The sequence below is a fragment of the Vibrio sp. NH-7 genome, from assembly GCF_053643215.1.
Window position 1 is genome coordinate 1,784,028 of record NZ_CM132187.1, and the last position, 21,537, is coordinate 1,805,564.

Annotated in this window: 18 protein-coding genes; 10 read left to right on the forward strand and 8 right to left on the reverse strand. The window is 45.7% G+C overall.

Translation table 11 applies throughout. The annotated features are described in order from the left end of the window. Window positions 1-38: 38 nt before the first annotated feature. Entirely contained in the window at window positions 39-1,193 is a 1,155-nt protein-coding gene (locus ACUALS_RS08265) for an amino acid permease (RefSeq protein ID WP_454448143.1), read from the reverse strand. 590 nt (window positions 1,194-1,783) lie between these two features. Between ACUALS_RS08265 and ACUALS_RS08270 the strand changes: the two genes are divergently transcribed. The 3 genes from ACUALS_RS08270 (at window position 1,784) to ACUALS_RS08280 (ending at window position 5,395) form a co-directional block, all read left to right on the forward strand. Beyond that, window positions 1,784-3,397 carry a methyl-accepting chemotaxis protein gene (locus ACUALS_RS08270; protein WP_454449241.1) on the forward strand — a complete coding sequence of 538 codons (1,614 nt, stop codon included), beginning with the start codon at window positions 1,784-1,786 and terminating at the stop codon, window positions 3,395-3,397. Between the two features lie 180 nt (window positions 3,398-3,577). Continuing rightward, on the forward strand, window positions 3,578-4,978 hold the full coding sequence (gene asnS, locus ACUALS_RS08275; protein WP_005472038.1) for an asparagine--tRNA ligase: 1,401 nt from the start codon (window positions 3,578-3,580) through the stop codon (window positions 4,976-4,978). Between the two features lie 177 nt (window positions 4,979-5,155). After that, on the forward strand, window positions 5,156-5,395 hold the full coding sequence (locus tag ACUALS_RS08280; RefSeq protein WP_005472123.1) for a hypothetical protein: 240 nt from the start codon (window positions 5,156-5,158) through the stop codon (window positions 5,393-5,395). Between the two features lie 36 nt (window positions 5,396-5,431). Here the strand turns inward: ACUALS_RS08280 and ACUALS_RS08285 are convergent, their stop codons facing one another. Together ACUALS_RS08285 and ACUALS_RS08290 are read right to left on the reverse strand one after the other, a co-directional pair. Continuing rightward, the gene (locus ACUALS_RS08285) at window positions 5,432-5,647 is read right to left on the reverse strand and encodes a hypothetical protein (RefSeq protein ID WP_454448144.1); all 216 of its coding nucleotides are present in this window, start codon (window positions 5,645-5,647) and stop codon (window positions 5,432-5,434) included. Between the two features lie 98 nt (window positions 5,648-5,745). Then, complete coding sequence (locus ACUALS_RS08290) at window positions 5,746-7,128, reverse strand: aminotransferase-like domain-containing protein (protein WP_454448145.1); 1,383 nt, start codon at window positions 7,126-7,128, stop codon at window positions 5,746-5,748. A 187-nt stretch (window positions 7,129-7,315) separates the two neighbouring features. On the opposite strand from ACUALS_RS08290, the gene ACUALS_RS08295 reads away from it, so the two are divergent. Both ACUALS_RS08295 and ACUALS_RS08300 read left to right on the forward strand, forming a co-directional pair. Further along, a complete protein-coding gene (locus ACUALS_RS08295) occupies window positions 7,316-7,615 on the forward strand; it encodes a hypothetical protein (protein ID WP_038134328.1) in 300 nt (99 codons plus the stop codon). Window positions 7,616-7,836: 221 nt separating this feature from the next. Further along, a complete protein-coding gene (locus ACUALS_RS08300; protein WP_454448146.1) occupies window positions 7,837-9,327 on the forward strand; it encodes an HD-GYP domain-containing protein in 1,491 nt (496 codons plus the stop codon). 51 nt (window positions 9,328-9,378) lie between these two features. Here the strand turns inward: ACUALS_RS08300 and ACUALS_RS08305 are convergent, their stop codons facing one another. Continuing rightward, on the reverse strand, window positions 9,379-10,890 hold the full coding sequence (locus ACUALS_RS08305; RefSeq protein ID WP_454448147.1) for a vWA domain-containing protein: 1,512 nt from the start codon (window positions 10,888-10,890) through the stop codon (window positions 9,379-9,381). Between the two features lie 330 nt (window positions 10,891-11,220). Here ACUALS_RS08305 and ACUALS_RS08310 point away from each other — a divergent pair, with 330 nt between their 5' ends. Next, a complete protein-coding gene (locus ACUALS_RS08310) occupies window positions 11,221-12,411 on the forward strand; it encodes an amino acid aminotransferase (RefSeq protein ID WP_038213856.1) in 1,191 nt (396 codons plus the stop codon). A 61-nt stretch (window positions 12,412-12,472) separates the two neighbouring features. On the opposite strand, the gene ACUALS_RS08315 is transcribed toward ACUALS_RS08310, so the two are convergent. The 3 genes from ACUALS_RS08315 to ACUALS_RS08325 form a co-directional block, all read right to left on the reverse strand. After that, window positions 12,473-13,108 (reverse strand): outer membrane beta-barrel protein, encoded by a 636-nt coding sequence (locus ACUALS_RS08315; protein WP_454448148.1) that lies wholly within the window; start codon window positions 13,106-13,108, stop codon window positions 12,473-12,475. Window positions 13,109-13,273: 165 nt separating this feature from the next. After that, window positions 13,274-13,651: a hypothetical protein gene (locus tag ACUALS_RS08320; RefSeq protein WP_038134322.1), complete on the reverse strand. Its 378-nt coding sequence runs from the start codon at window positions 13,649-13,651 to the stop codon at window positions 13,274-13,276. A 203-nt stretch (window positions 13,652-13,854) separates the two neighbouring features. Beyond that, entirely contained in the window at window positions 13,855-16,200 is a 2,346-nt protein-coding gene (locus ACUALS_RS08325) for a helicase-related protein (protein WP_454448149.1), read from the reverse strand. Window positions 16,201-16,355: 155 nt separating this feature from the next. Here ACUALS_RS08325 and ACUALS_RS08330 point away from each other — a divergent pair, with 155 nt between their 5' ends. From ACUALS_RS08330 to ACUALS_RS08340, 3 genes are read left to right on the forward strand one after another with little or no spacing between them, the layout of a single operon-like run. After that, complete coding sequence (locus ACUALS_RS08330) at window positions 16,356-18,044, forward strand: NAD-dependent malic enzyme (RefSeq protein WP_005471895.1); 1,689 nt, start codon at window positions 16,356-16,358, stop codon at window positions 18,042-18,044. A 39-nt stretch (window positions 18,045-18,083) separates the two neighbouring features. Further along, the gene (locus tag ACUALS_RS08335) at window positions 18,084-18,413 is read left to right on the forward strand and encodes a DUF3392 domain-containing protein (RefSeq protein ID WP_039626911.1); all 330 of its coding nucleotides are present in this window, start codon (window positions 18,084-18,086) and stop codon (window positions 18,411-18,413) included. Beyond that, window positions 18,413-19,159: a SanA/YdcF family protein gene (locus ACUALS_RS08340; RefSeq protein ID WP_454448150.1), complete on the forward strand. Its 747-nt coding sequence runs from the start codon at window positions 18,413-18,415 to the stop codon at window positions 19,157-19,159. The genes ACUALS_RS08335 and ACUALS_RS08340 overlap by 1 nt, the downstream gene beginning before the upstream one ends. Here ACUALS_RS08340 and ACUALS_RS08345 read toward each other — a convergent pair. Continuing rightward, entirely contained in the window at window positions 19,149-20,450 is a 1,302-nt protein-coding gene (locus ACUALS_RS08345) for a GGDEF domain-containing protein (protein ID WP_231566214.1), read from the reverse strand. The two genes, ACUALS_RS08340 and ACUALS_RS08345, sit on opposite strands and share 11 nt — an antisense overlap. 256 nt (window positions 20,451-20,706) lie before the next feature. Between ACUALS_RS08345 and ACUALS_RS08350 the strand changes: the two genes are divergently transcribed. After that, on the forward strand, window positions 20,707-21,531 hold the full coding sequence (locus tag ACUALS_RS08350) for a DUF2797 domain-containing protein (protein ID WP_454448151.1): 825 nt from the start codon (window positions 20,707-20,709) through the stop codon (window positions 21,529-21,531). Window positions 21,532-21,537: the final 6 nt, after the last annotated feature.

Here is a 21,537-nt window from a genome sequence, read left to right on the forward strand (position 1 = left end):
AAGGTTTCGCGACTCTTTGATCCGCCAACTTGCTAAGATTAGATAACCTGTGAAATCAGCAGGAACCCACCGAACGCCAGCGAGAAAATTAACATCCCCTGCCCGCCTTCCGCGCTGTATCGCTCAGACTCCACATTCCCCAAACGCAGTTTGTATACCATAGCTAAAGGGACAAAGACCGCCAAGAAGACCAAAATAATGCCAGCATAACCCAGCACGGCTAAGAACTTGTCCGCAGCAAATAGCGATCCCATTAATGGCAACACAAAAGTCAGCACGTAGGTCACAACGCGGTTTTGGTTGAACATATCTCTATTTTGGTTGAACAAAGACATCGCAACGCCAAAGAATGACGTCAGCAGTGCTAAACCAGTGAACAAAGAGAGTAGCGTTCCAATCCAGCTTGATTGATGCTCGAATGCCGCAATCAAATCCCCCACACCTTTCAGTTCGCCCAGTTGAGCTGGATTCAAGTTTCCGACCACCGCAAAAAGCCAACAAAGGTAGCAAACCAATGGAATCAAGGAACCTATCACCACCATGTTTCGCAGTTCGCGATCGGACGCTTCATGGTTGTATGAGACCAAGGATGGAATCACCACCATAAAACCAAAACTGGTGAAAAGTACCGCACTCGTTTTGATCAGTTCGATATGATCGTCGTTCGTCACGCGAGCGAGGTTATCAAGGCTAAAGTTAGGCAAGAGGAAAACCAATGTAAGCGCTAAACAAGCGATCATCACAAAGAACAATCCTCGATTGAGTTTATCAATTACGCCCGTTCCGCCTGCGATCACAAGTCCTGAAATCAAGGTGAAGGCAATCTGACTTTGTGCCGTAGTGAGTTCAAGCCCAATCGAGCCACTCAATTGTCCAACAAGGTCGGCGGCACCCAGAATGTAGGCCATCAGCAGACAGATCAGCAATGCGTAAAGTAAACCGTTGGTAAGTAGTTGACCGCCCTTACCTAGCGTTTTTCTCGCAATCGAGTTTAGCCCCAAGCCGCCGCCTGACTTAATTGTCGCTTCCAAGAGCAACAACGCAGCGTACGTCGTCCCAAAGCATATAATAATCATCAACAAGGTTCCCCACCAAAGCCCGAATTGGGCGAGAACCATAGGGATAGCAAGCATACCGGCGCCCAACGCGGTGCCAGAGATAATTAGGGAACTGCCTAAAAGTTTAGTATTCATATTTTCGTATTCTGTTTTGATTAGTTTTAATGGATGTGCGCGTGCCTAGCGCGATGGCTAACAATCAAAAACAATACGAATAGCGAGCTTTAAAAAAGAAAGCAGAGAAGAAAAGACGCGAAGATGTGCGAACAAAGCGAAAAGAAAAGATAGAACCTGAAAGTGCCTTCTTTTTGTGGGGCGACCCCTCGGTCGGTTCGATAATTGGTGTGGTTATTTTGAATATCATTAAGATGTCCGTTACAGCTAGACAATCCATTATACGAGAACAGCAAATCCTATGCTGCGTACCCAACGTGGGTCAAATCATCTTAGCCATCTAGCCATCGATTGCAATGGCGTTTTTATCAACTGAACACAAATGCATCAGTTTAGTTGTTTATCGCTTTCATCCACTGACAGAAAGGGATTCGTCTCGCCAGTCGACTTTTTGACAGGATGTCATTTTTTTGATTACACGATATTTACATCACATTTACATCAATCAATATCTATTTTAATCACAATACTCTATTCCCATACTTTCATTCCGGAATTGAGTAGACGAACATATGAAAGTCTATTGTTATCAAAGTGATGTTTACTCAGCAATGCGCCTATCTATAACAACAAAATTATTAATTACATTAGTCAGTGTGTTTGGGTTAGTTCTTGCCGCCTCAACAGCTTACCAATACTTGCAGCAACGTGAGCTGTTGAACTCTGTTCTTAGTGAGCAACTTCATGATAAAGCAAGCAATTACTTCGACAGCTTAAATATGATGATGCTGACGGGGACCATGTCTCAGAAAGAGACACTGCGCCAGAAAGCCCTCGCTCAAGATGGGATTGAACAAGTGCGGGTGTTACGTGCCGACACGGTGAGTAAATTTTACGGCCCCGGGCAACCTAATCAATCACCACAAGATGACATTGACCGCCGTGCATTGGCGGGTGAACTCGTCATCGAGCCCTACAGCGCCGATTGGGGTCAAGGTATCGTCGTCGCCCTACCAATGAAATCCAGCGAAGACTATCGTGGAACCAATTGTGTTAGCTGTCATATCACGCCCGAAGGTGAGGTGCTAGGCGCAATCCGATTGGAATATAATCTGTCCCATGTCAATTCGATGATAAGCCAGCGTACCTTGATTGCACTTGCTATAATGTCCGCTTTTGGCCTGGTTGGCTTTTTGATTACGCTAACGTTAATTCGCAAAATCATCGTTCGACCCATTCAACAAACCTCTGGGTTTATGCAAAGCGTCAGTGAAACGAAAGATCTCTCTTTGCGCCTAACCAGTGAGCAAAAAGACGAAATTGGTCAGCTCTCTGGCGCGATCAACTCTTTCATGGACACGGTAAATCGCAGCTTGACCAAGGTTCAAACTACTTCGCACAAAGTCGCGAGCAGCGCAGCAGAGTTAACTCAAGTCGCCCAAGTCACTGACTCGGCGGCTAGCAATCAGCAGCAAGAGACCGCAGACGTCCAAGCCAATATTGAGCAAATGCAGTCGCAACAACTTCAAGTAGACCAAGCCACGAACGACGCTTCAAAACTGATCAAACACACCACGTCAATCGCAGAACAAAGTGCGAGCCAAGCGCACACGGCCAGTGCAGAAATCAAAAATCTTGTCAGCGATATTGAACAAGTCAAAACCAACATCGTGGAACTGAACGACCAAACCGCCGAAGTTTCCACCATTCTTGAGGTCATTAAAGGCATTGCGGAACAAACTAATTTGCTGGCATTAAATGCAGCGATAGAAGCGGCACGAGCAGGAGAGCAAGGACGAGGTTTTGCTGTGGTTGCAGACGAAGTTCGCCAGTTAGCCAGCCGAACTGCAGAGGCAACAGGCAGTATCGAAAACATCATTGCTCAGTTCCAAAAAGACAGCAAAACATCATTAACGTCAGTTGATGCAGTCTGTGAAACGGCTCATACGCGTTCAAATCAAGTGGAGTCGCTCTCTCTTGCGATGAACGAAGTGGTCTCTGAGATGCAACAAGCCTTAGCCCATGCGCGTAGCATCCAAGATCAAACCAGCAGCACCACTGAGATCAACACACAAATTCAAGGCAAGGTAGAAGTGATCACCCAACATGCGGATGAAACGTCTCACTCAGCGGCTAAGACTCGTGATATTAGTATGAATCTTGAGCAACTTTCGGAGCATTTGGAATCACTTATCAATCAGTTCGCCCTTTCGCAGAGAAAATAGTGGTTTTTAAGCAACTTTTCCTTCTATTCAAGCGAATAAAGGTTGATGCGAACAAATTGAAAGGTAATATGTTCCATTGAATCTGTAAAATTCTAATCAACCCAATGTTTGGTTATCACATACAGTGAACACCACCTAACATTGGGTTGAATTTTTACCTCAATGGAGAATATTTAAAACATGACTTACGCGCCTGTATCAGACGTTTTGAAAGGTCAGCTAGCAGTAGACAGTGAAGTAACTGTTCGTGGCTGGATCCGTTCACGTCGTGATTCCAAAGCTGGAATCTCTTTCCTTGCCATTTACGACGGCTCTTGTTTCGACCCGATTCAGGCCGTGGTCCCTAATAATCTTAATAATTACGACGACGAAGTTCTTAAGCTAACGACTGGCTGTTCTGTTGAAGTAACCGGTAAGATTGTTGAATCTCCTGCGAAAGGTCAAGACTTCGAGCTAGCAGCAACTGACGTTAAAGTTGTAGGCTGGGTTGAAGATGCTGACACTTACCCAATGGCAAAAACTCGTCACTCAATCGAATACTTACGTGAAGTTGCGCACCTGCGTCCACGTACTAACGTTATCGGTGCAGTTGCCCGTGTTCGTAACTGCCTATCTCAAGCGATCCACCGCTTCTACCACGAGCAAGGTTTCTTCTGGGTCTCTGCTCCACTAATCACAGCTTCTGATGCAGAAGGTGCGGGTGAAATGTTCCGCGTTTCTACGCTAGACATGGAAAACCTACCTCGCACTGATAAAGGCGATGTGGATTACAACGAAGACTTCTTTGGTAAAGAGACGTTCCTAACGGTTTCTGGTCAGCTAAACGCTGAAGCTTACGCTTGTGCACTAAGCAAGGTATACACGTTTGGTCCTACTTTCCGTGCTGAGAACTCAAACACTAGCCGCCACCTAGCTGAATTCTGGATGGTCGAGCCTGAAGTTGCGTTTGCAGATCTAAACGACATCGCAAAACTGTCCGAAGATATGTTGAAGTTCGTATTCAAAGCCGTACTTGAAGAGTGCCGCGATGACCTTGAGTTCTTCGCTCAACGTATCGACAAACAAGCAATCACGCGTTTAGAACAGTTCGTTTCTTCTGATTTCGCACAAGTGGACTACACTGACGCAATCCAAATCCTTCTAGACTCAGGTAAAGAATTCGAGTTCCCAGTTGAATGGGGTATCGACATGTCTTCTGAGCACGAGCGCTACCTAGCGGAAGAACACTTCAAAGCGCCTGTAATCGTGAAGAACTACCCGAAAGACATCAAAGCATTCTACATGCGTGCGAACGATGACGGTAAAACAGTTGCAGCGATGGACGTACTTGCACCAGGCATCGGTGAAATCATCGGCGGTTCTCAACGTGAAGAGCGTTTGGAGATCCTAGATGAGCGTATGCGCGAAGTAGGCATCGATCCTGAGCACATGAACTGGTACCGTGACCTACGCAAATACGGCACAGTGCCACACGCTGGCTTTGGTCTAGGCTTTGAGCGCCTCGTTTCTTACGTAACTGGCATGGGCAACGTACGTGACGTTATCCCATTCCCACGTACTCCTCGCTCTGCGAACTTCTAAACAAAATTAGAACGTATAGAATCGATAAACCTCCACATTCGTGGAGGTTTTTTTATGCCTAGAGTTCCCGCAATAAACGCGTTTTAAATGAGTTCTTACTTACCAGATTTACGATTAGAAATTTTGCTGAGATAGCACTAAGGTAATTAGGAAAGCGAAATTTGGCAGGAGATAACAATGGCACTCTTTAAAATCGAAGATCTTTCCTACAATGGTGTGGAAAAAGGTGTTCACAGTTGGGATCACCCAAACAGTGACCAACCCTATTACTGGCACCCAGATTGGTTACATATTGCGGAAGACATAACTGGATTACATGCCCAAAAACCACTGGACCTCGCCCAAGGTGAGACAGCAACCGAAGAGCACGCAAAACAGGCAATTATTAATCACTTAAATGATCGAGACAGTCAATAGAACATTCAGCCTCTAGGTCAAAGAGGCTGATTTACATCAACTGCTCGTATCCGCATTCGCATTCGCAGCATAACGAATGCTTAGCCAGCATAATACTAACATCACAAAAGGTATCGCTGCTGCGGTGTACTCAGTCCAAGCGAGCCCTGCAAAAGATTTGGCTAGAATAACGTGCCCAAACACCAACAAACCCGCGCAGACAATCGCGATACCGATTAACCGAAACTCGTGTTTACTACTCTGCTTTTCCATGTTTAACCTCAACTTTCAAATACCAAGTCATTGAAACATGAAACAAGCGATTCACTGCAACACAGTTGTGACGAAAAACAGCCAAACAGAATGTTCCGTTACTTTTGCAGCAAATCACTAATCCGCTTGAGCGCCGCTTCTATCTCGCCATCAAACGTAAATGAAACGTTCAACCTTATGCAGTTTTGGTACTGTTGTTGAGAGCTGAACAATCGCCCATAACCGATCGATACACCTTCCCTCTTGAGCGCATGATATAGCTCATAGCTGTCAACCGATTTGTCCAATTTTAGCCAGAGGAAATAGCCTCCAGCTGGCTGCAAAACTTGGCAGTTTTCTGGAAAGTGAGCGTGGATATAGTCCAAGTAAACCCGCTGCCTTTCTTGCAACTGTTTGCGAAGCTTGCGCAAATGATTGTCATAACTCTCAAACTGAAGGTAATGCGCGATGCCTTGTTGTATGGGCGAACTTCCGGAGAGCGTTGATATGAGCTGCTGCTTCTGAATTCTCTCGCCAAATTGACGAGTGACGACCCAACCGATTCGGTAACCAGGGCAAAGCGATTTAGAAAAAGAACCACAGGTCATCACACGATCTTGAGTATCCCAATACTTGAGCGGCTTTGGCTTTATGTCACCAAAATAGAGTTCAGAGTAAACGTCATCTTCGATCAGAATCACCTTGTACTGATCAGCGAGTTGGACAATGGTTCGCTTCATTTCATCACTGAGCGTCACCCCTATTGGGTTGTGAAAATTGGGCATCAACCAACACGCTTTCACACCTTGCCTAAATGCTGCTTCGAGCTTCTGTAGGTCGAGCCCTTTTTGGCCATCAATCGGTATCGTCGCAACAGAAAGATGATGCCGCTTCGCCGCCTGAAGCGCTCCATAAAAAGCTGGAGCCTCAATCGCGACCGTGTCTTGAGGTTTAGTAGAGACCTGTAAGCTGAGATTAAGTGCTTCCATTGCCCCTGATGTGATGATGATGTCGTCTGGAGAAACATTCACACCTTGATTCAAGTAGCGTTGGGCAATTAAACGGCGCAAGTCTTCATTGCCTGGAGGCATGTCTTCAATGATCGCACGAGCCGACACCTTACGCCCTGCGCTCGCCAAATGCCGAGTCAGGCTATCAAAAGGGTATAAGTTTGGGTCTGGAAGTGCAGAACCAAACGACACCGCCGCTTGAACGTTGGTCTGCAAAAAGTCGTACAACTCATCATTATAAGCGGGTCGAATACTAGGAAGAGCTTCGTACGCTTGTCGTTCCATTTGTGCAGTCACAAAATAGCCCGACTGAGGCTTTGCCAATAACCACCCCTCAGATTCAAGCAATTGATAGGCTTGCAATACCGTTGATGCACTGAGTGAGTAGTTTTGACTGGTTTTACGTACCGACGGGATTTTTTCCCCTGCACGCCAAGTATTAGTTAGGATCTGCTGCTTAATCTCGTTAGCCAGCTCTTGATAGCGATTCATACTTCCCTCTCATCAATCAGGCAAACATATCACAACGTGTCACAAAGTCAGCGCTAGACCACGAAACGATTATCGATTCTCCTTGGTACGCTTAATTTATAGAGGTTTATCACATTAATTATTTACGACTTTGTTACATTTACTGCGTATTAGTGAACTAAATAACCTTATTGATTGGATGAATACAATGACAAAATATAACGAGACCGACATCGAATACAAAGGCGAAAGCAACGGCGTTCACAGCTGGACATCTCCTTCTGGTCAACCGTATTACTGGCACCCAGATTGGCTACATATCGCAGAAGACGCGACCGGCTCTCACCCAAAAACTGAGCTTGACCTACCTCAGGGCGAACAACCTACAGAAAAGCACGCTGTGAAAGCGATCCTTTCTCATCTTAATGAATGGGCAAAAAGCAAACTAAACGCTAACCCTGATATCGAAACACAGGCTCGAGAATCAGAAATTAACTTGAAGAAATAACCCAGCCTTAAACGACCTCAAAAGTTGCGTGCATCAAACACGCAACTTTTTTGTTTCTGCCCTAGCAAATCCTCAACCAGTCCTTTGGTATTAGTACTAATGTTGTAAATGAGTGTTCATTTACGAAATTTGAAGTTATGATTCCCGGTCTTTTTATTAATTAAGGCAATGGAAGTCTAAAGTCCCCACAAAGGAAGTCGTGATAACGCAAGGGCGAGAAAATGGTCGACTCGAATTACAACGCATCCCTCACACTAAAGCTGTATTTGCTCGCGGCACTGGTTTTTGGCACGTACGGGGGCAGAGTGTGCCCTATGTTAGAGTCGCTTACCGCTAGCGAGATACTGTTTCATATTTGCGTCACTTTCACTGGTGTGTACTTGATCAGACACTTTTTGCTCAAGGACCACTCACTGGTTAAAGAAAACCGCTTTGCTCGACTTGATGCTACCCTATTCTTTTTTGCCAGCATTCCTTTAGCTATCTTCTACAACCTGCAATATAACTTCACCCTCGATAGCAATCTTAAAGTGCTGTTTGGCATGACGCTGTTCGGTTTTTTTACTGGACTTATCTTGGAGCTAATCGCCAAACTCACTCAACTAGAACAACTTAAAGGACAACAGGCTTATGCATTCGAATTGACCGGCGAACGCCAATCGTTAGTCAAGCAGATGATTATGATGGTGAGCTTGCTACTCATCACCTTAACTACCATGCTCACCATGATCGCCGTTAAAGACATTTTTTGGCTAGAGCACAACCCTGAACGAGTGCTCGATGGAACGGGTAAGATCAGCGTGATTAAAGAGTTCATCTTTATTTCATTGGTACTAGGTGGGTACGCGATCACCATAATGGTGTTGTGGTCGAGAGTAATGAAAAAAATCCTGCTTGCGCAGGAGTGCTCTCTTATTGATGTCGCCAAAGGCAATATTGGTACTCGCTTGCCAATCTTCGAGCACAATGAGCTTGGCTCAATGGCGTCACTCACCAATGAAATGCTGGATAGCTTAGAATCAAGTCAGGAAGAGGTAAAAACCACGCGAGATGTGGCCATTGTGAGCTTATCGGCACTTGCAGAATCCCGCGATAACGAAACGGGCGCCCATATTCTACGTACCCAAGAATACATTCGCGCTCTGGCTAACTACCTAAGCCAATTTGAACATCATAAAGCGCTTTTGACGCCTAGCTACATCGAACTGCTGTATAAATCCGCTCCTCTCCACGATGTTGGTAAAGTCGGCATTCCAGACAGTATTTTGCTCAAGCCGGGTAAGTTGACGGACGAAGAGTTTGAAATCATGAAGGACCACCCTGAAATTGGGGCCAAAGCCCTGTCGATGGCGGAGAAGCAGCTAGGGAGCAACAGTTTCCTTCAATTAGCAAAAGAGATATCGCTCACGCACCATGAAAAGTGGGATGGATCAGGCTACCCCAATCAATTGGTAGGTCAAGATATCCCACTCTCTGGCCGTTTAATGGCGCTGGCTGATGTTTATGATGCGCTAATTTCTGAGCGCGTTTATAAAAAAGCCTTTAGCCACGACAAAGCAAAATCGATCATCCTAGAAGGCAAAGGTCGCCATTTTGACCCAGAGCTGGTTGACGCTTTCCTAGCCATCGAAAATGAATTTGTCGCCATCGCAGACAAGTACCGAGAGATGGAACGAAAAGAAAACGAATTGGAGCTTATTCGAGCGTCCTAAGCAAATAACAACTGAAAGATTAGAGCGCCTATAATGTAGGCGCTCTATTATTTACTGAAGTGTAATTGTTCGTTCTACTGTTTCACCGTTGATCTCTAAACTAAGTTTAACCTCATCACCGGCTTGAAGAGGCGCGTTCAATTTCGCTAAGTAAGCGTATTTAATAGTAGTCTGCAATGAAGAATAAATACCGACAAGGTTTTGGCCATCTACTATCTTGTAGTACGTTCCGCCCGTTTGATTTGCAATAACTTTCAAATCAGTTTCATTCGCGCCAGCACCAACAGCAATGGCATGTACTGGAATAGAGTTAGCGACAGCGGTATCAATCAGCGCTTGTCGATCATCAAACGAGCTGTTCCCATCTGTCATTACAAAAGTACGCTTGATGGCATTACTGCGCTGCTGCAGTGCAGTTAAAGAGTCATTGATAGCCCCTTCTAACTCTGTACCACCACCCCATCGATAACCACTACCAATAGAGTCAACGTTGTCAGTGCGACCAGTATGCTTCGCATCATAGAAGTTATCCATCCACAACGGTGATGTTGGATTGTACATGTCGACAGCAAAATGCAATTTGGCTTTGTCGATGACAAAGTTTTCATCAGAATAGTCAAATGTGATATCCGCATCATTCTCATCATACAAATTGTATTGAGCAAGTAATGCATTGTTAATGAGTTCGACGCTACTGTCGAATGCCATCACACCGATTTCATCAGCTGAGCTTTTCTCTGAAATGAACTGATGCGCTGCCAATGCAGTAAGGCGATGCAATGTATAGGCGTATCCATTCGAATCAATAACAGCATCACCATTCTCGTCTCGAACTTGTCCGAACATAGAGCCACTTGCATCAAGAGAAATGACATTACTACTCGCAACACCAAGTTGATCAGATGTGTTTAACGACGAAATGGTTAACGGCTGATTATTTACACTGACTTTAAATGCAGCCTTGGTTAACTGTATAACAGCATTATTAGAAACGGTATCTGTAACTGAAAACATCAGCTCATCACCACTTGCTTTTTGGATAGCACTGATCAAATACGTCGCAGACGCAGGTATGGTAGACGCAATTGCGTCAGTTGACACGTCATCAGCTCCCTGTTCGAAGTTTTGAGCGTGTGCTTTCAGCTCTTTATACCCAGCTAGGCTTGCGCTAATCACTGAGTTTTCATCAACGCCTTCATCTTGAGTCATCTGCAGTTTGAACAAACCACAAGTATCGCTGGTAGTCGACTCTCCCAACTGGTTGCCATCTGCATCTTTCATAGCAACCGTAGCGTTTGCCATAGGCTCATAACCATCAGGCACGTTAGGGCAAGTACTACTGTAGCTTGCGAAAACTTCGGGTTGAATAGCTCGAGCGCTCCTAGAGGTTACACTTTGTGGAATCACTAAAGAGCCAGAATAGGTCGATAAATTCCCCGTCGAGCCCCCGCTATTCGAGTCGCCAACTGGTGCACCTCCGTCACTGCTGCTCCCTCCACCACATGCACTCAGCATTACCGCCGAAGTGATAGCAAAGGCCAAACCATTTACTCTAGAAATCATTCCCTTACCCTTAATTAGCTTTATAAATGAGATCACAAAATATAAACGCCACTGCAAAATTGAAGAGCCTAACTTGCAAAATGAGAACCGCATCAATATATGCATGCAATTGATAATCATTATTGTGCACTAACAAATTTGTAATTTATTTTTCACGTAGAATTCACCCCTACAATACATAGCGTAAAAACTACGAAAACTAACCTCTATTACCTATTTCCTTGTCTACGAACCATTTTGTTTACTTTTGTTCTGATTAACGGTTGTACCCAAGTAGGGAGAAAGGTATAAATAGCGGTATACCCACTTCGACTAACACGGATGATCAATATGTTTGAAAAAGTAGTTGCTGCTCCGGCAGACCCTATTCTTGGCCTTACTGAAGAGTTTAAAAAAGACGCTCGTGCAGAGAAAATCAACCTTGGCGTTGGTATTTACAAAAACGAGCAAGGTGAGACTCCCGTTCTTGCGACAGTTAAGAAAGCAGAAGCGGCTTTGATCGAGACAGAAAAAACCAAGTCTTATTTAACCATTGAAGGTACGGCAGAGTACGGCCTAGCGGTTCAAAAACTTCTATTTGGTGCAGATTCAGACATCGTTACCCACAAACTTGCAAAAACAGCACAAGCTCCAGGTGGCACAGGCGCGCTTCGTGTTGCTGGTGAGTTTATTAAACGCCAACTGGGTGACGCTAAGATTTGGATCAGTAATCCAACTTGGGCTAACCACAACGGTGTGTTTACCGCTGCTGGCATCGAGACGGCTCAATACAGCTACTACAACGCAGAGACAAAAGATAAAGATTTCGCCGCTATGGTTGCTGACCTAGAAAAGGCATCAGCCGGTGATATCGTTCTTTTACACGGCTGCTGCCACAACCCAACAGGTATTGATCCAACAGCTGAAGAATGGGAAGTACTGGCTAAACTGGTCGCAGATAAGAAGCTTCTACCGCTGTTTGACTTTGCTTATCAAGGCTTTGCTAAAGGCGTTGAAGAAGATGCTCAAGGCCTGCGTATTTTTGCACAGCACAATAAAGAAATCTTGGTTGCGAGCTCGTTCTCGAAAAACTTCGGTTTGTACAACGAACGTGTTGGTGCATTCACACTGGTAGCAGAATCAGAAGAAGTTGCGACAACTGCGTTTTCTCAAGTTAAAGCCATCATCCGTTCTATTTACTCTAACCCACCAGCTCACGGTAGTGCTGTCGTTACTCACATTCTGAATAACGCTGAACTACGCGCAGAGTGGGAAGCAGAAGTTGCAGAAATGCGTGACCGTATCCAAGAGATGCGCGAACTTTTCGTTGCAACACTTAAAGAGCAAGGCGTCGACGCTGATTTTAGCTTTATCGAGCGTCAAAACGGCATGTTCTCTTTCTCAGGCCTAAGCAAAGAGCAAGTCACTCGCCTAAAAGAAGAATTTGGTATTTACATTGTTGGCTCTGGCCGTATCAGCGTTGCAGGTATGACCAAGTCAAACATGCTGCCACTGTGTAAAGGTATTGCCGCTGTTCTTTAACAGCAAATGACGCAAAAGAGCCAGCAACTGCTGGCTCTTTTTTTTGTTTATGGGTCAAAGATCAGTAATAAAATCGCATCGACAAGCCACCCTCATTGGTTGTCGCGTTACTTTTATGGCGATGTTTGTAATACCCACCAAGAGAGATTCTTTGCGTCAGGTCATAATCGGCTCTCAAAACGTAAACTTCTTCATCTAACGTATCACTGCGCCGCACTTCCATGCTCCCTTCTGCGCTCCAGCTTGGACTGAACTGATATCGCGCGGTCAGATTGCCGCCCAACATAAACCGATGATCTTTGGAAATATACTTGTCCGTCTCATTGTTGGTCTGATTCGCCCACAGCAACCCCATTTTAACGCCTGCGAGCAAATCAAAAGAATCGAACATGTAGTATCGGTAAACGACACCCGGAAGAAGAGTATATATCTCTGTGGTGGTTGTTTCAGGGTGAATAAACCGCGCTTCATAGTCCAGTGCTAACAACCATGATTGATTGAGTGAGTAATAACCACCAATGGCGAAGGAAGAGACATCACTATTGACACCGATATACTCATTGAGCGAACCCGCACTGACCTCGCCGTAGACGTAATCGTAATCAATAGGTGAAGTCGGTTCTGTTTGTTGGGCGAAGGTTGCCGTTGAAAAGGCAAAAACGAAGGGGAAAACTCGCCATATTGATGTCACATCCATGTCGACCTCTGCGATTTAATTGACCAAATTTAGAGAAGAAAATGCTCTATTTATAATTACAATATAGCGTTAATTTAGGTACTTATGGAGACTGAAGGCAATAAATTGGGTGTTGCAATACAGAAAACAAACACCCGAGAAAAGAGAAAGGCCTCGATTGAGGCCTTAAAAGGTGATCATAAATTCATCTTGTTGGAGTCTTTGAATATTTGCGTGTGCGCGGCTACTCATTCTCTCTATTTGTTCGTTGTCTAGTTCGTAAGGCATCACGAGTTTTATTTCTTTTATGCCTTCACTCTTTGCAAGCTGAACTAAAGTCACGATGTTTACTTCATCGCTTCGACTGGTTGAAAGTGACTTTAATGCTTGCTCCCACAAGCGGTCTTCTACTGATACCGTTTCTTTAATCGTATCTTTCCACGCCAAGCTAAAAATTGGTGCGAACGTGCTCATTGCTTCCAAGAAAGTCCATCTCTTGCTGCATGAGGCTCCGAGAAAAGAAGTATAGTCAAACACAACACTTGTCTTGCCTTGATGCTCCATATCATCCCCCGTAATAACGGCAACACAGTGTTCTTAATATCTATCAAGGTCTTTGATATAGCAATAGGATATAAAACAATCATCTTTTATACCCCTTTAGCGTTTGAAAAAGCTATATAAAAACCAACGTTGTAACAACATGTGAACAACCTGAATATATAAGAATCCAGTTGCTTAATATTTTACCCTGTAAATAATTTCACTTAGCGAACATCAACAATGCGACTGGCTTTCTTGTATTGAACTCGCCACCCTTGCCATTTCGGTAACTCCCAACGCTTAGGGTCACCTTTGCGCAAGCCATTTTTATAAACTAGGTAAACCAGTTTCTTTTTCGGCTGATACTCGACCGTCAAATTCAAATCACCCAACGCCAACTCAAACGGGTAAGTTTGAGCGAAATCGTCATACTCCCAGTACGGAACGCCCTCAAATACAAAATCGTCGCTAGCAAAAATTTCTAACTCAGAGGCATCGCTGAGCTCTAGCAGATCAATCTGTTGGGTAAACCAACTGTCAAAGTTGAGCTGATCAATGTCTGTCTCTTCACCTGCCAAACCTAACTCGACATACAATTTCCAATGCTCAATTTGACGAGTTCGCTGTTCGGCGAAACCAGGCAGTAATTCACCACGCTTGACCTGCTCTAATATCGGTTTGACTGCATACTCTCCTTGTGCGGGCTCCAGTTTGTGCGCGACTACGCGCCCCGCATAATGAAGCTCTAGGTTCAGCATTGCTTTCCCATCATCATAAATCACCTCACCTTGCTGCCACACTCCCATTCCTAGCTTTTCAACCAAAGTTAGCTCTGCAGGCATCACAAAGGTCGCTAAGTTTAGCGTCTGCTTCACACCACGCCCAGGTAGGCTGTGAGTATCTAATATAATCGCTGCTTGGGTGCGTGATTTGATTCGAGAGTGTCGTCCTAGCAAGACTTCTAACTCACCGTTTGCTAGCGCGTCTTGGCGTTTTTCTCGCCGCACAAACAAGAGCTCTGGATGCAGCGATACAATCGCTTCCACTAATGCATTGCGATCATAACGTGAAGCAACGCACAGTTGCGGCAGTTCAAAGGCTTCACGCATCTGCCTTGCCAGGCCTTGAGCTTCTTTAAGTACCTCTGGTTCTACCGTAACTCCCGCTAGGGTTTCGCCTCTCACCAAACGAATCGCTAGTTCACCGTCACAACCGACTGGTTCCTCTTGATCCAGCTTTTCTAGCAATTCCTCATTTGAGGACATTCGATACAGAGTTGCGGGCGTTGCCAATACTGCCGTGAGGTCGACCATCGCCTCTTTCAACGCTTTACTTGGCATACGCGTGACAAGATCGGCGTATAGAGCGTCTATCGGTAATGGAGAAATTTTGTGCCCGTGTGGCGTCGCGAGACCATGCTCATCGATTGCTCCCATCGAAGTCAACACACCGGTCGCTTGATGGAGTGCTTTTTGCGGTAGCGGCTCGAGAAATTCAAGCGCAGTCAGTGGATAGCCGCAGTCGGCGGCACACAACATCGCTTCGGTAAGCGTTTCCCTGTGCATTTCGGGCGGAGTCACCGACGACAACGCCGCATGTTCCCCATAAAGACGAATGCAAATGCCATCCATTACTCGCCCTGCTCGTCCTGCGCGTTGTTTGGCGCTGGCTTTGGAAATGTGTTTTAAGCTCAAGGTTGTGCGACCGTTGCGTTGCTCTGTCCGTCGTTCAAGCCCAGAATCAATCACGGCAACAATATTGGGGATAGTCAGGGAAGTTTCTGCAACGTTGGTGGCTAAAACCACTTTTTTAGTCGACTGAACCGTCAGAGCGACTTGGCGCTGCTCATCAGTCACAGAAGCATGAAGCGGTGCAACAATTATATTTTCTATCGCCTTTAAAGCCGATTGGCACTGAGTGATTTCTTTTCTCCCCGGTAAAAAGACCAAAATATCCCCTTCCATATCAAGCAATGCTTCAACTTCGGCTTTGACTCTTTGTTCTAGATGTCGACTATCAGGAAGCTGTCGTGAATCGGTCGCGCGATACCCTATCGCGACATCGAAATTTCGCCCTTCTGCGAACAAACGCTCGGCACCAACATATTTGGCGAGTTTGTTGCCTTCGATCGTCGCAGAGGTAATCACTACCCGATGTGTTGACCTCTTTTTGAGCAAAGCCACCAGCAAGTCGGTATCCCAACGTCGTTCATGAAATTCATCAACAATGATCGTCGAAAATTCAGCCAATTGGTTTTCTGCGTACCAGCGAAGCGCAACCCCAGGAGTGACAAAGACAATTTCACTCGCCTCACAGAATCGATTCTCAAGCTTGATTGCGTAACCGATGGACTCACCGACAGGCTCACTTTTTTGCTCAGCCAAAAATTGGGCAAGTGACGTACACGCAATGCGCCTCGGTTCGACAACCAACACCCGACCAGTTTGCGCAGCCCAAAGCGGTAAGCAGGTCGATTTTCCCGATCCTGTTTCGGCTTCAACGATCAAATCCTGTGACTGAATCTGGTCTAAAAACGTGGTTTTTATGGCGTTAATTGGTAGGTCGTTCATTGTTTGTCTAAAGTTAACCGCAGGGCCGTGAAGTATATCTTGAAACCACCCTTGTTTGCAGGAATATCAGTTTACAACACTGGTTTGAATCCCTATCATTTTCGGGTTCCTGTTTCCATTGGTCTATTGGCCCTACACCCTACTTAAGGCAAGTGATGAATAACGATAAACGCCCTTTATACATTCCTTATGCTGGTCCAGCACTGTTAAGTACTCCGTTGCTCAACAAAGGCAGTGCATTTACCGCACAGGAGAGAAAATATTTTAATCTTGAAGGACTGTTGCCTGAAAATACGGAAACGATTCAAGAGCAAGTTGAACGCGCATATCAACAGTACTGCAACTTCGAAAATGATATGGATAAGCACATCTACCTGCGCAATATCCAAGACACCAACGAAACGCTATTTTACCGATTAGTTCAAAACCACATCTCTGAGATGATGCCAATCATCTACACCCCAACCGTTGGGGCGGCATGTGAAAACTTTTCTAACATTTACCGTCGCGGTCGTGGTCTTTTTGTTTCCTACGCAAACCGAGACCGTATTGATGATATCTTGAACAACGCATCCAACCACAACGTGAAAGTGATCGTGGTGACTGACGGCGAGCGTATTCTCGGCCTTGGTGACCAAGGTATCGGTGGTATGGGTATTCCAATCGGTAAGCTAGCACTCTACACCGCGTGTGGTGGTATCAGCCCAGCTTACACACTCCCGATCGTACTCGATGTCGGTACAAACAACCCGCAACGCCTTGCTGACCCTATGTACATGGGCTGGCGTCATCCGCGTATTACGGGCGCAGAATACGACGCTTTTGTCGAAGAGTTTATGCAAGCAGTCCAACGCCGCTGGCCAGATGCATTAATCCAGTTTGAAGATTTTGCACAAAAAAATGCGATGCCTCTTCTTGAGCGCTACAAAGATCGCGTCTGCTGCTTCAATGATGATATTCAAGGTACCGCTGCGGTGACGGTTGGTTCGCTACTCGCAGCATGCCAAGCCGCAGGCAGCAAACTTTCAGAGCAACGTGTCACCTTCTTGGGTGCAGGTTCAGCAGGTTGTGGTATCGCGGAAGCCATTATCGCGCAAATGGTATCGGAAGGCATTTCTGACGCACAAGCTCGCTCTCAAGTATTCATGGTTGATCGTTGGGGCTTATTGCAGGAAGGCATGCCTAATCTACTCGATTTCCAACAGCGACTGGTGCAAAAGCACAGCAACACCGCAGATTGGGAATCAGAGAGCAACGGATACTCACTGCTTGACGTCATGCGTAATGCTAAGCCAACCGTATTGATTGGTGTATCTGGTGCTCCTGGCTTGTTTAGTGAAGAAGTCATCAAAGAGATGCACAAGCATTGTGCTCGCCCTATCGTCTTCCCATTGTCAAACCCAACAAGCCGCGTTGAAGCGACACCAAATGACATCATTCGCTGGACCAATGGTGAAGCATTAGTGGCAACGGGCAGCCCATTTGATCCTGTTGTTCTTGACGGCAAGACCTACCCAATTGCTCAGTGTAACAACAGCTACATTTTCCCAGGGATTGGCCTTGGCGTTCTTGCCGTTCAAGCAAAACGCGTGACTGACGAAATGCTGATGGAATCAAGCCGCGCACTGGCAACTTGCTCACCACTGGCCATCAATGGTCAAGGCGCATTGCTGCCACCGCTTGAAGCGATCCATTCCGTGTCGAAGAAAATCGCATTCGCCGTTGCCAAAAAAGCCATTGAGCAAGGCGTTGCGCTTGAAATTACGGATGAAGCTCTTGAAGAGTCAATCGACAGCAGCTTCTGGCAACCTGTTTACCGCCGCTATAAGCGCACGGCATTCTAACGCTACGATACAGCCCCTAAAACAGGGGCTGTTTACATTATGAATGTATTCAATTTTCTTGCTCCTGCTGGCGCGTATCTAACCCCTTACCTCAATGAGATTTCAACCGCATTGATCGCTTGTTTGTTGGTGATGGCTGGCGGTGAAATAAACAGAGTGGTTAGGCGCGCATTACGAAACTATAACTTTGTCCTCAGAACGGTTGTTTTCATCTTGATTAACGCCTTTGGTTACGGCTTAATCATCGTGAAAGCAACACCTTACCTGTCTCGGACACTCGCCAATCTTGATGCTGGCATCATGTTTAGCACAGTGGTCGTCAGTTTTATTGTTATCGGGACATGGGCACAGCGGAACAAACAGATATAGTGAGACGACTTTTTCATCGCCATCAGAATACTCGCTCTTATTTAGCGCTAGGGCTAAAGGCAACTAAGTATCTGTTGATACTCAGCGTTTTATCGGCGGCAATCTTATTGGCAGCTGACCGCTGGATCACTCATCAAGCCAAAGACCAACTGTTTACTGATTACCAAACGTTGCCACACTTTGACGTTGCGGTTGTTCTGGGCACCAGTAAATACTTGGGCAAAGTATTGAATGAGTACTATAGCCATCGAATTGATGCGGCGATAACGCTGTTTCAACAAGAGAAAGTCGACTATTTTCTACTTAGCGGGGATAACGCCCATCGCTCGTACAATGAGCCATGGACGATGAAACGCGATCTGCTTAAAGCGGAGGTTCCAGAGGAAAAAATCTTCCTTGATTACGCTGGATTTCGCACACTAGATTCGGTTGTCCGCGCGAAAGAGATTTTTGACACCGACGATTTTCTTATCATCTCGCAAAAGTTTCACTGTGAACGTGCGTTGTTCATTGCCAACTCGCACAACATCAACGCTCATTGCTTTGCGGTACCGGGGCCGTCTCGTCATTCGGGGTTAAAGGTACGAATTCGTGAAGTCTTTGCTCGGGCGAAAGCGTTTCTTGATGTTTATGTCACCAATACTCAGCCCAAATTTCTCGGCCCTAAAGAGCCCATCCATCAGGCTGAAAACCCTCAGGCTGAACTCTCGCCGCTAGCAGCCTCAGCCGCGTTGCCTACTCACTGAGTTCAACTCGATTACGCCCTTGTTGCTTAGCCACGTAAAGAGCTTCATCTGCGCGGGTCAGCATTTCGTTAACTCGCTCGTCACCTAATGAGGCAACCCCAATACTGGTCGTCAGTGGGTCGCCATGAATCCAAATATGTGACTCCACTTTATGACGGATGCGTTCGGCAAGTTCAGCGGCGTCTTGGTTGTCTCTTCCGGGGCAAAACACCACAAACTCTTCTCCGCCCCAGCGAACCAAACGGTCACTGGCACTGAGCGCACTTAAAGCAACCATGGTGAATTCTCTTAATACATCGTCGCCCATCGCATGTCCGTACAAATCATTAACTGACTTGAAATGGTCGATATCAAGATAGAGAACCGACAATCGCTTACCGGCGTGCCCTGTCGCCGGGTAATGGATATCTAACCAATCACGAATCGAGTGGCGGTTCATCGCGCCCGTCAGCGCATCACGATTCGCCAGTTCAGCGAAGTGTATGTTTTGCTCTTTCAACTCTTTGTTGAGTTTGCGTAAGTGGTCTTGACGAAAGTGCGCATGCAAAATCAGTTTGTGACTGCGGCGAATCTCGATCACGCTGTAAAGCAACGCAAGTGAAATCCAAAACAGCAACAAACCGAACATCAGCCCTTCAGCAGACACGTAGTACCCAATAAATTCAATACTGTGTATTGTCATTTGGTACTCACCTTCACTGTGCCCCGACCCCGTCGCGAGCTCGACTTTAGTGACATTGCTAAATTCAGGAGCAGAGTGCTGAATTGGCACTTTATTGTCGACCAACCACCATGTCATCACCTGTAGGTTTTTAATCGGAATGTCGATTGAGCCCCCACCCGAGCCCGGCGTATATTCAAGGCCGTTGTACTTTTGTGTGTACTCGTTGTCAGGTTGAGAATAGGCAGAGTTAAAATTGCGTAGGTAGAAACGCATTCTTGGACTTTCAGGACGATCAATCTGCTCAAAGTCAATGTTCATTTTCACCGTATGAAAATGAGTCAGGTCCATGCCCTCAAAGATTTTGTCAGTGAGGCCAATAGACACGCCACAATAAGGCCAAGCGTAGTTCGCTGACTTGATCAACTCGCAGCTGAGAATCGCTTTTCCGTCCTCAACTCGGATAGATGAACGACTCTGTCCACCTGCAACTTGGTCATTGGTCGCGAGAAATTGATAAGCATCAGGGGAAATTGTGTAAACACGACTACTGCCATACATCCAATACAGTTGCATGATGAGTATCGTAACAACCACCAAAGAAAAAATGATTTTATGAACGATCTTCAATGAGGATTCCTAGCAGTAACAACTAAAGATACAAAATGCCGTTTTGGCAATACTACAACTTTAGTTCCATTTTATCTCTTTTTTACTGATGCATATGCAATAAAAACTTGAGGTGAGTCCTAAAACAACCTGCGTTTCTGCCCGCTATTTAAACAAATGATTTTTAACACTCGTGTTATTTTGGCGTTGATAAACCGTTTTGAACGCAGCTTTGCTATAATTCTCGGCTAAAAACACAAAACTAAAGAGCAATGTCATGTCTTTAATAGCAAAAGGTACGCTAAATAAAATGCGTGCTTCTCTCGAAAGCGAGGTTCACTATCGCCTTCCGGTCGGAGAAGAAGAAATCGACCTAGCACCATTCATCGGTCAAACCCTGACTCTGACGCATACCGGTAGTATTTACTGCTGCTCTTGCGGCAAGAAAACCAAAAAAAGTTACTCTCAAGGGCACTGCTTTGTTTGCATGAAAAAGCTCGCTAGCTGCGACATGTGCATCATGAAGCCTGAGACTTGTCACTACGATCAAGGTACGTGTCGCGAACCGCAGTGGGGGGAAGAAAACTGCATGGTGGACCATTTCGTCTACCTTTCGAACACGTCGAGCCTGAAAGTCGGTATTACACGCCACACTCAAATCCCTACCCGTTGGATTGACCAAGGCGCCACACAAGGCTTGCCGATCTTTAAAGTCAAAACTCGTCATATCTCAGGGTTGATCGAAGTAGAACTCGCCAAGCATATTGCAGACAAAACCAATTGGCGCACGCTGCTCAAAGGCGATGGTGAACCAATGGCGCTGGAAGAAAAGTTCGCCCAGTTGCTGCCGCTTGTGGAAGACAAAATCGCACAAATTCGTGCTCAATTTGGTGATGATGCGATTGAAGTGCTCAATGCAGAGACCACATCTATCCAATATCCGGTAACGCAGCATCCAACCAAAATCACTTCTCACAACTTTGATAAGAACCCAGAAGTGACAGGTGTACTTCAAGGAATTAAAGGTCAGTACATGATCTTTGATACTGGCGTGATCAACATTCGCAAATTCACATCTTACGAAGTGGAAGTCAGTAGCTAGGATTCC

Coding starts and splice junctions, on each gene's coding strand:
- ACUALS_RS08265 (WP_454448143.1), bottom strand. CDS start 1,193: ATGAATACTAAACTTTTAGGCAGTTCCCTAATTATCTCTGGCACCGCG.
- ACUALS_RS08270 (WP_454449241.1), top strand. CDS start 1,784: ATGCGCCTATCTATAACAACAAAATTATTAATTACATTAGTCAGTGTG.
- asnS (WP_005472038.1), top strand. CDS start 3,578: ATGACTTACGCGCCTGTATCAGACGTTTTGAAAGGTCAGCTAGCAGTA.
- ACUALS_RS08280 (WP_005472123.1), top strand. CDS start 5,156: ATGGCACTCTTTAAAATCGAAGATCTTTCCTACAATGGTGTGGAAAAA.
- ACUALS_RS08285 (WP_454448144.1), bottom strand. CDS start 5,647: ATGGAAAAGCAGAGTAGTAAACACGAGTTTCGGTTAATCGGTATCGCG.
- ACUALS_RS08290 (WP_454448145.1), bottom strand. CDS start 7,128: ATGAATCGCTATCAAGAGCTGGCTAACGAGATTAAGCAGCAGATCCTA.
- ACUALS_RS08295 (WP_038134328.1), top strand. CDS start 7,316: ATGACAAAATATAACGAGACCGACATCGAATACAAAGGCGAAAGCAAC.
- ACUALS_RS08300 (WP_454448146.1), top strand. CDS start 7,837: ATGGTCGACTCGAATTACAACGCATCCCTCACACTAAAGCTGTATTTG.
- ACUALS_RS08305 (WP_454448147.1), bottom strand. CDS start 10,890: ATGATTTCTAGAGTAAATGGTTTGGCCTTTGCTATCACTTCGGCGGTA.
- ACUALS_RS08310 (WP_038213856.1), top strand. CDS start 11,221: ATGTTTGAAAAAGTAGTTGCTGCTCCGGCAGACCCTATTCTTGGCCTT.
- ACUALS_RS08315 (WP_454448148.1), bottom strand. CDS start 13,108: ATGGATGTGACATCAATATGGCGAGTTTTCCCCTTCGTTTTTGCCTTT.
- ACUALS_RS08320 (WP_038134322.1), bottom strand. CDS start 13,651: ATGGAGCATCAAGGCAAGACAAGTGTTGTGTTTGACTATACTTCTTTT.
- ACUALS_RS08325 (WP_454448149.1), bottom strand. CDS start 16,200: ATGAACGACCTACCAATTAACGCCATAAAAACCACGTTTTTAGACCAG.
- ACUALS_RS08330 (WP_005471895.1), top strand. CDS start 16,356: ATGAATAACGATAAACGCCCTTTATACATTCCTTATGCTGGTCCAGCA.
- ACUALS_RS08335 (WP_039626911.1), top strand. CDS start 18,084: ATGAATGTATTCAATTTTCTTGCTCCTGCTGGCGCGTATCTAACCCCT.
- ACUALS_RS08350 (WP_454448151.1), top strand. CDS start 20,707: ATGTCTTTAATAGCAAAAGGTACGCTAAATAAAATGCGTGCTTCTCTC.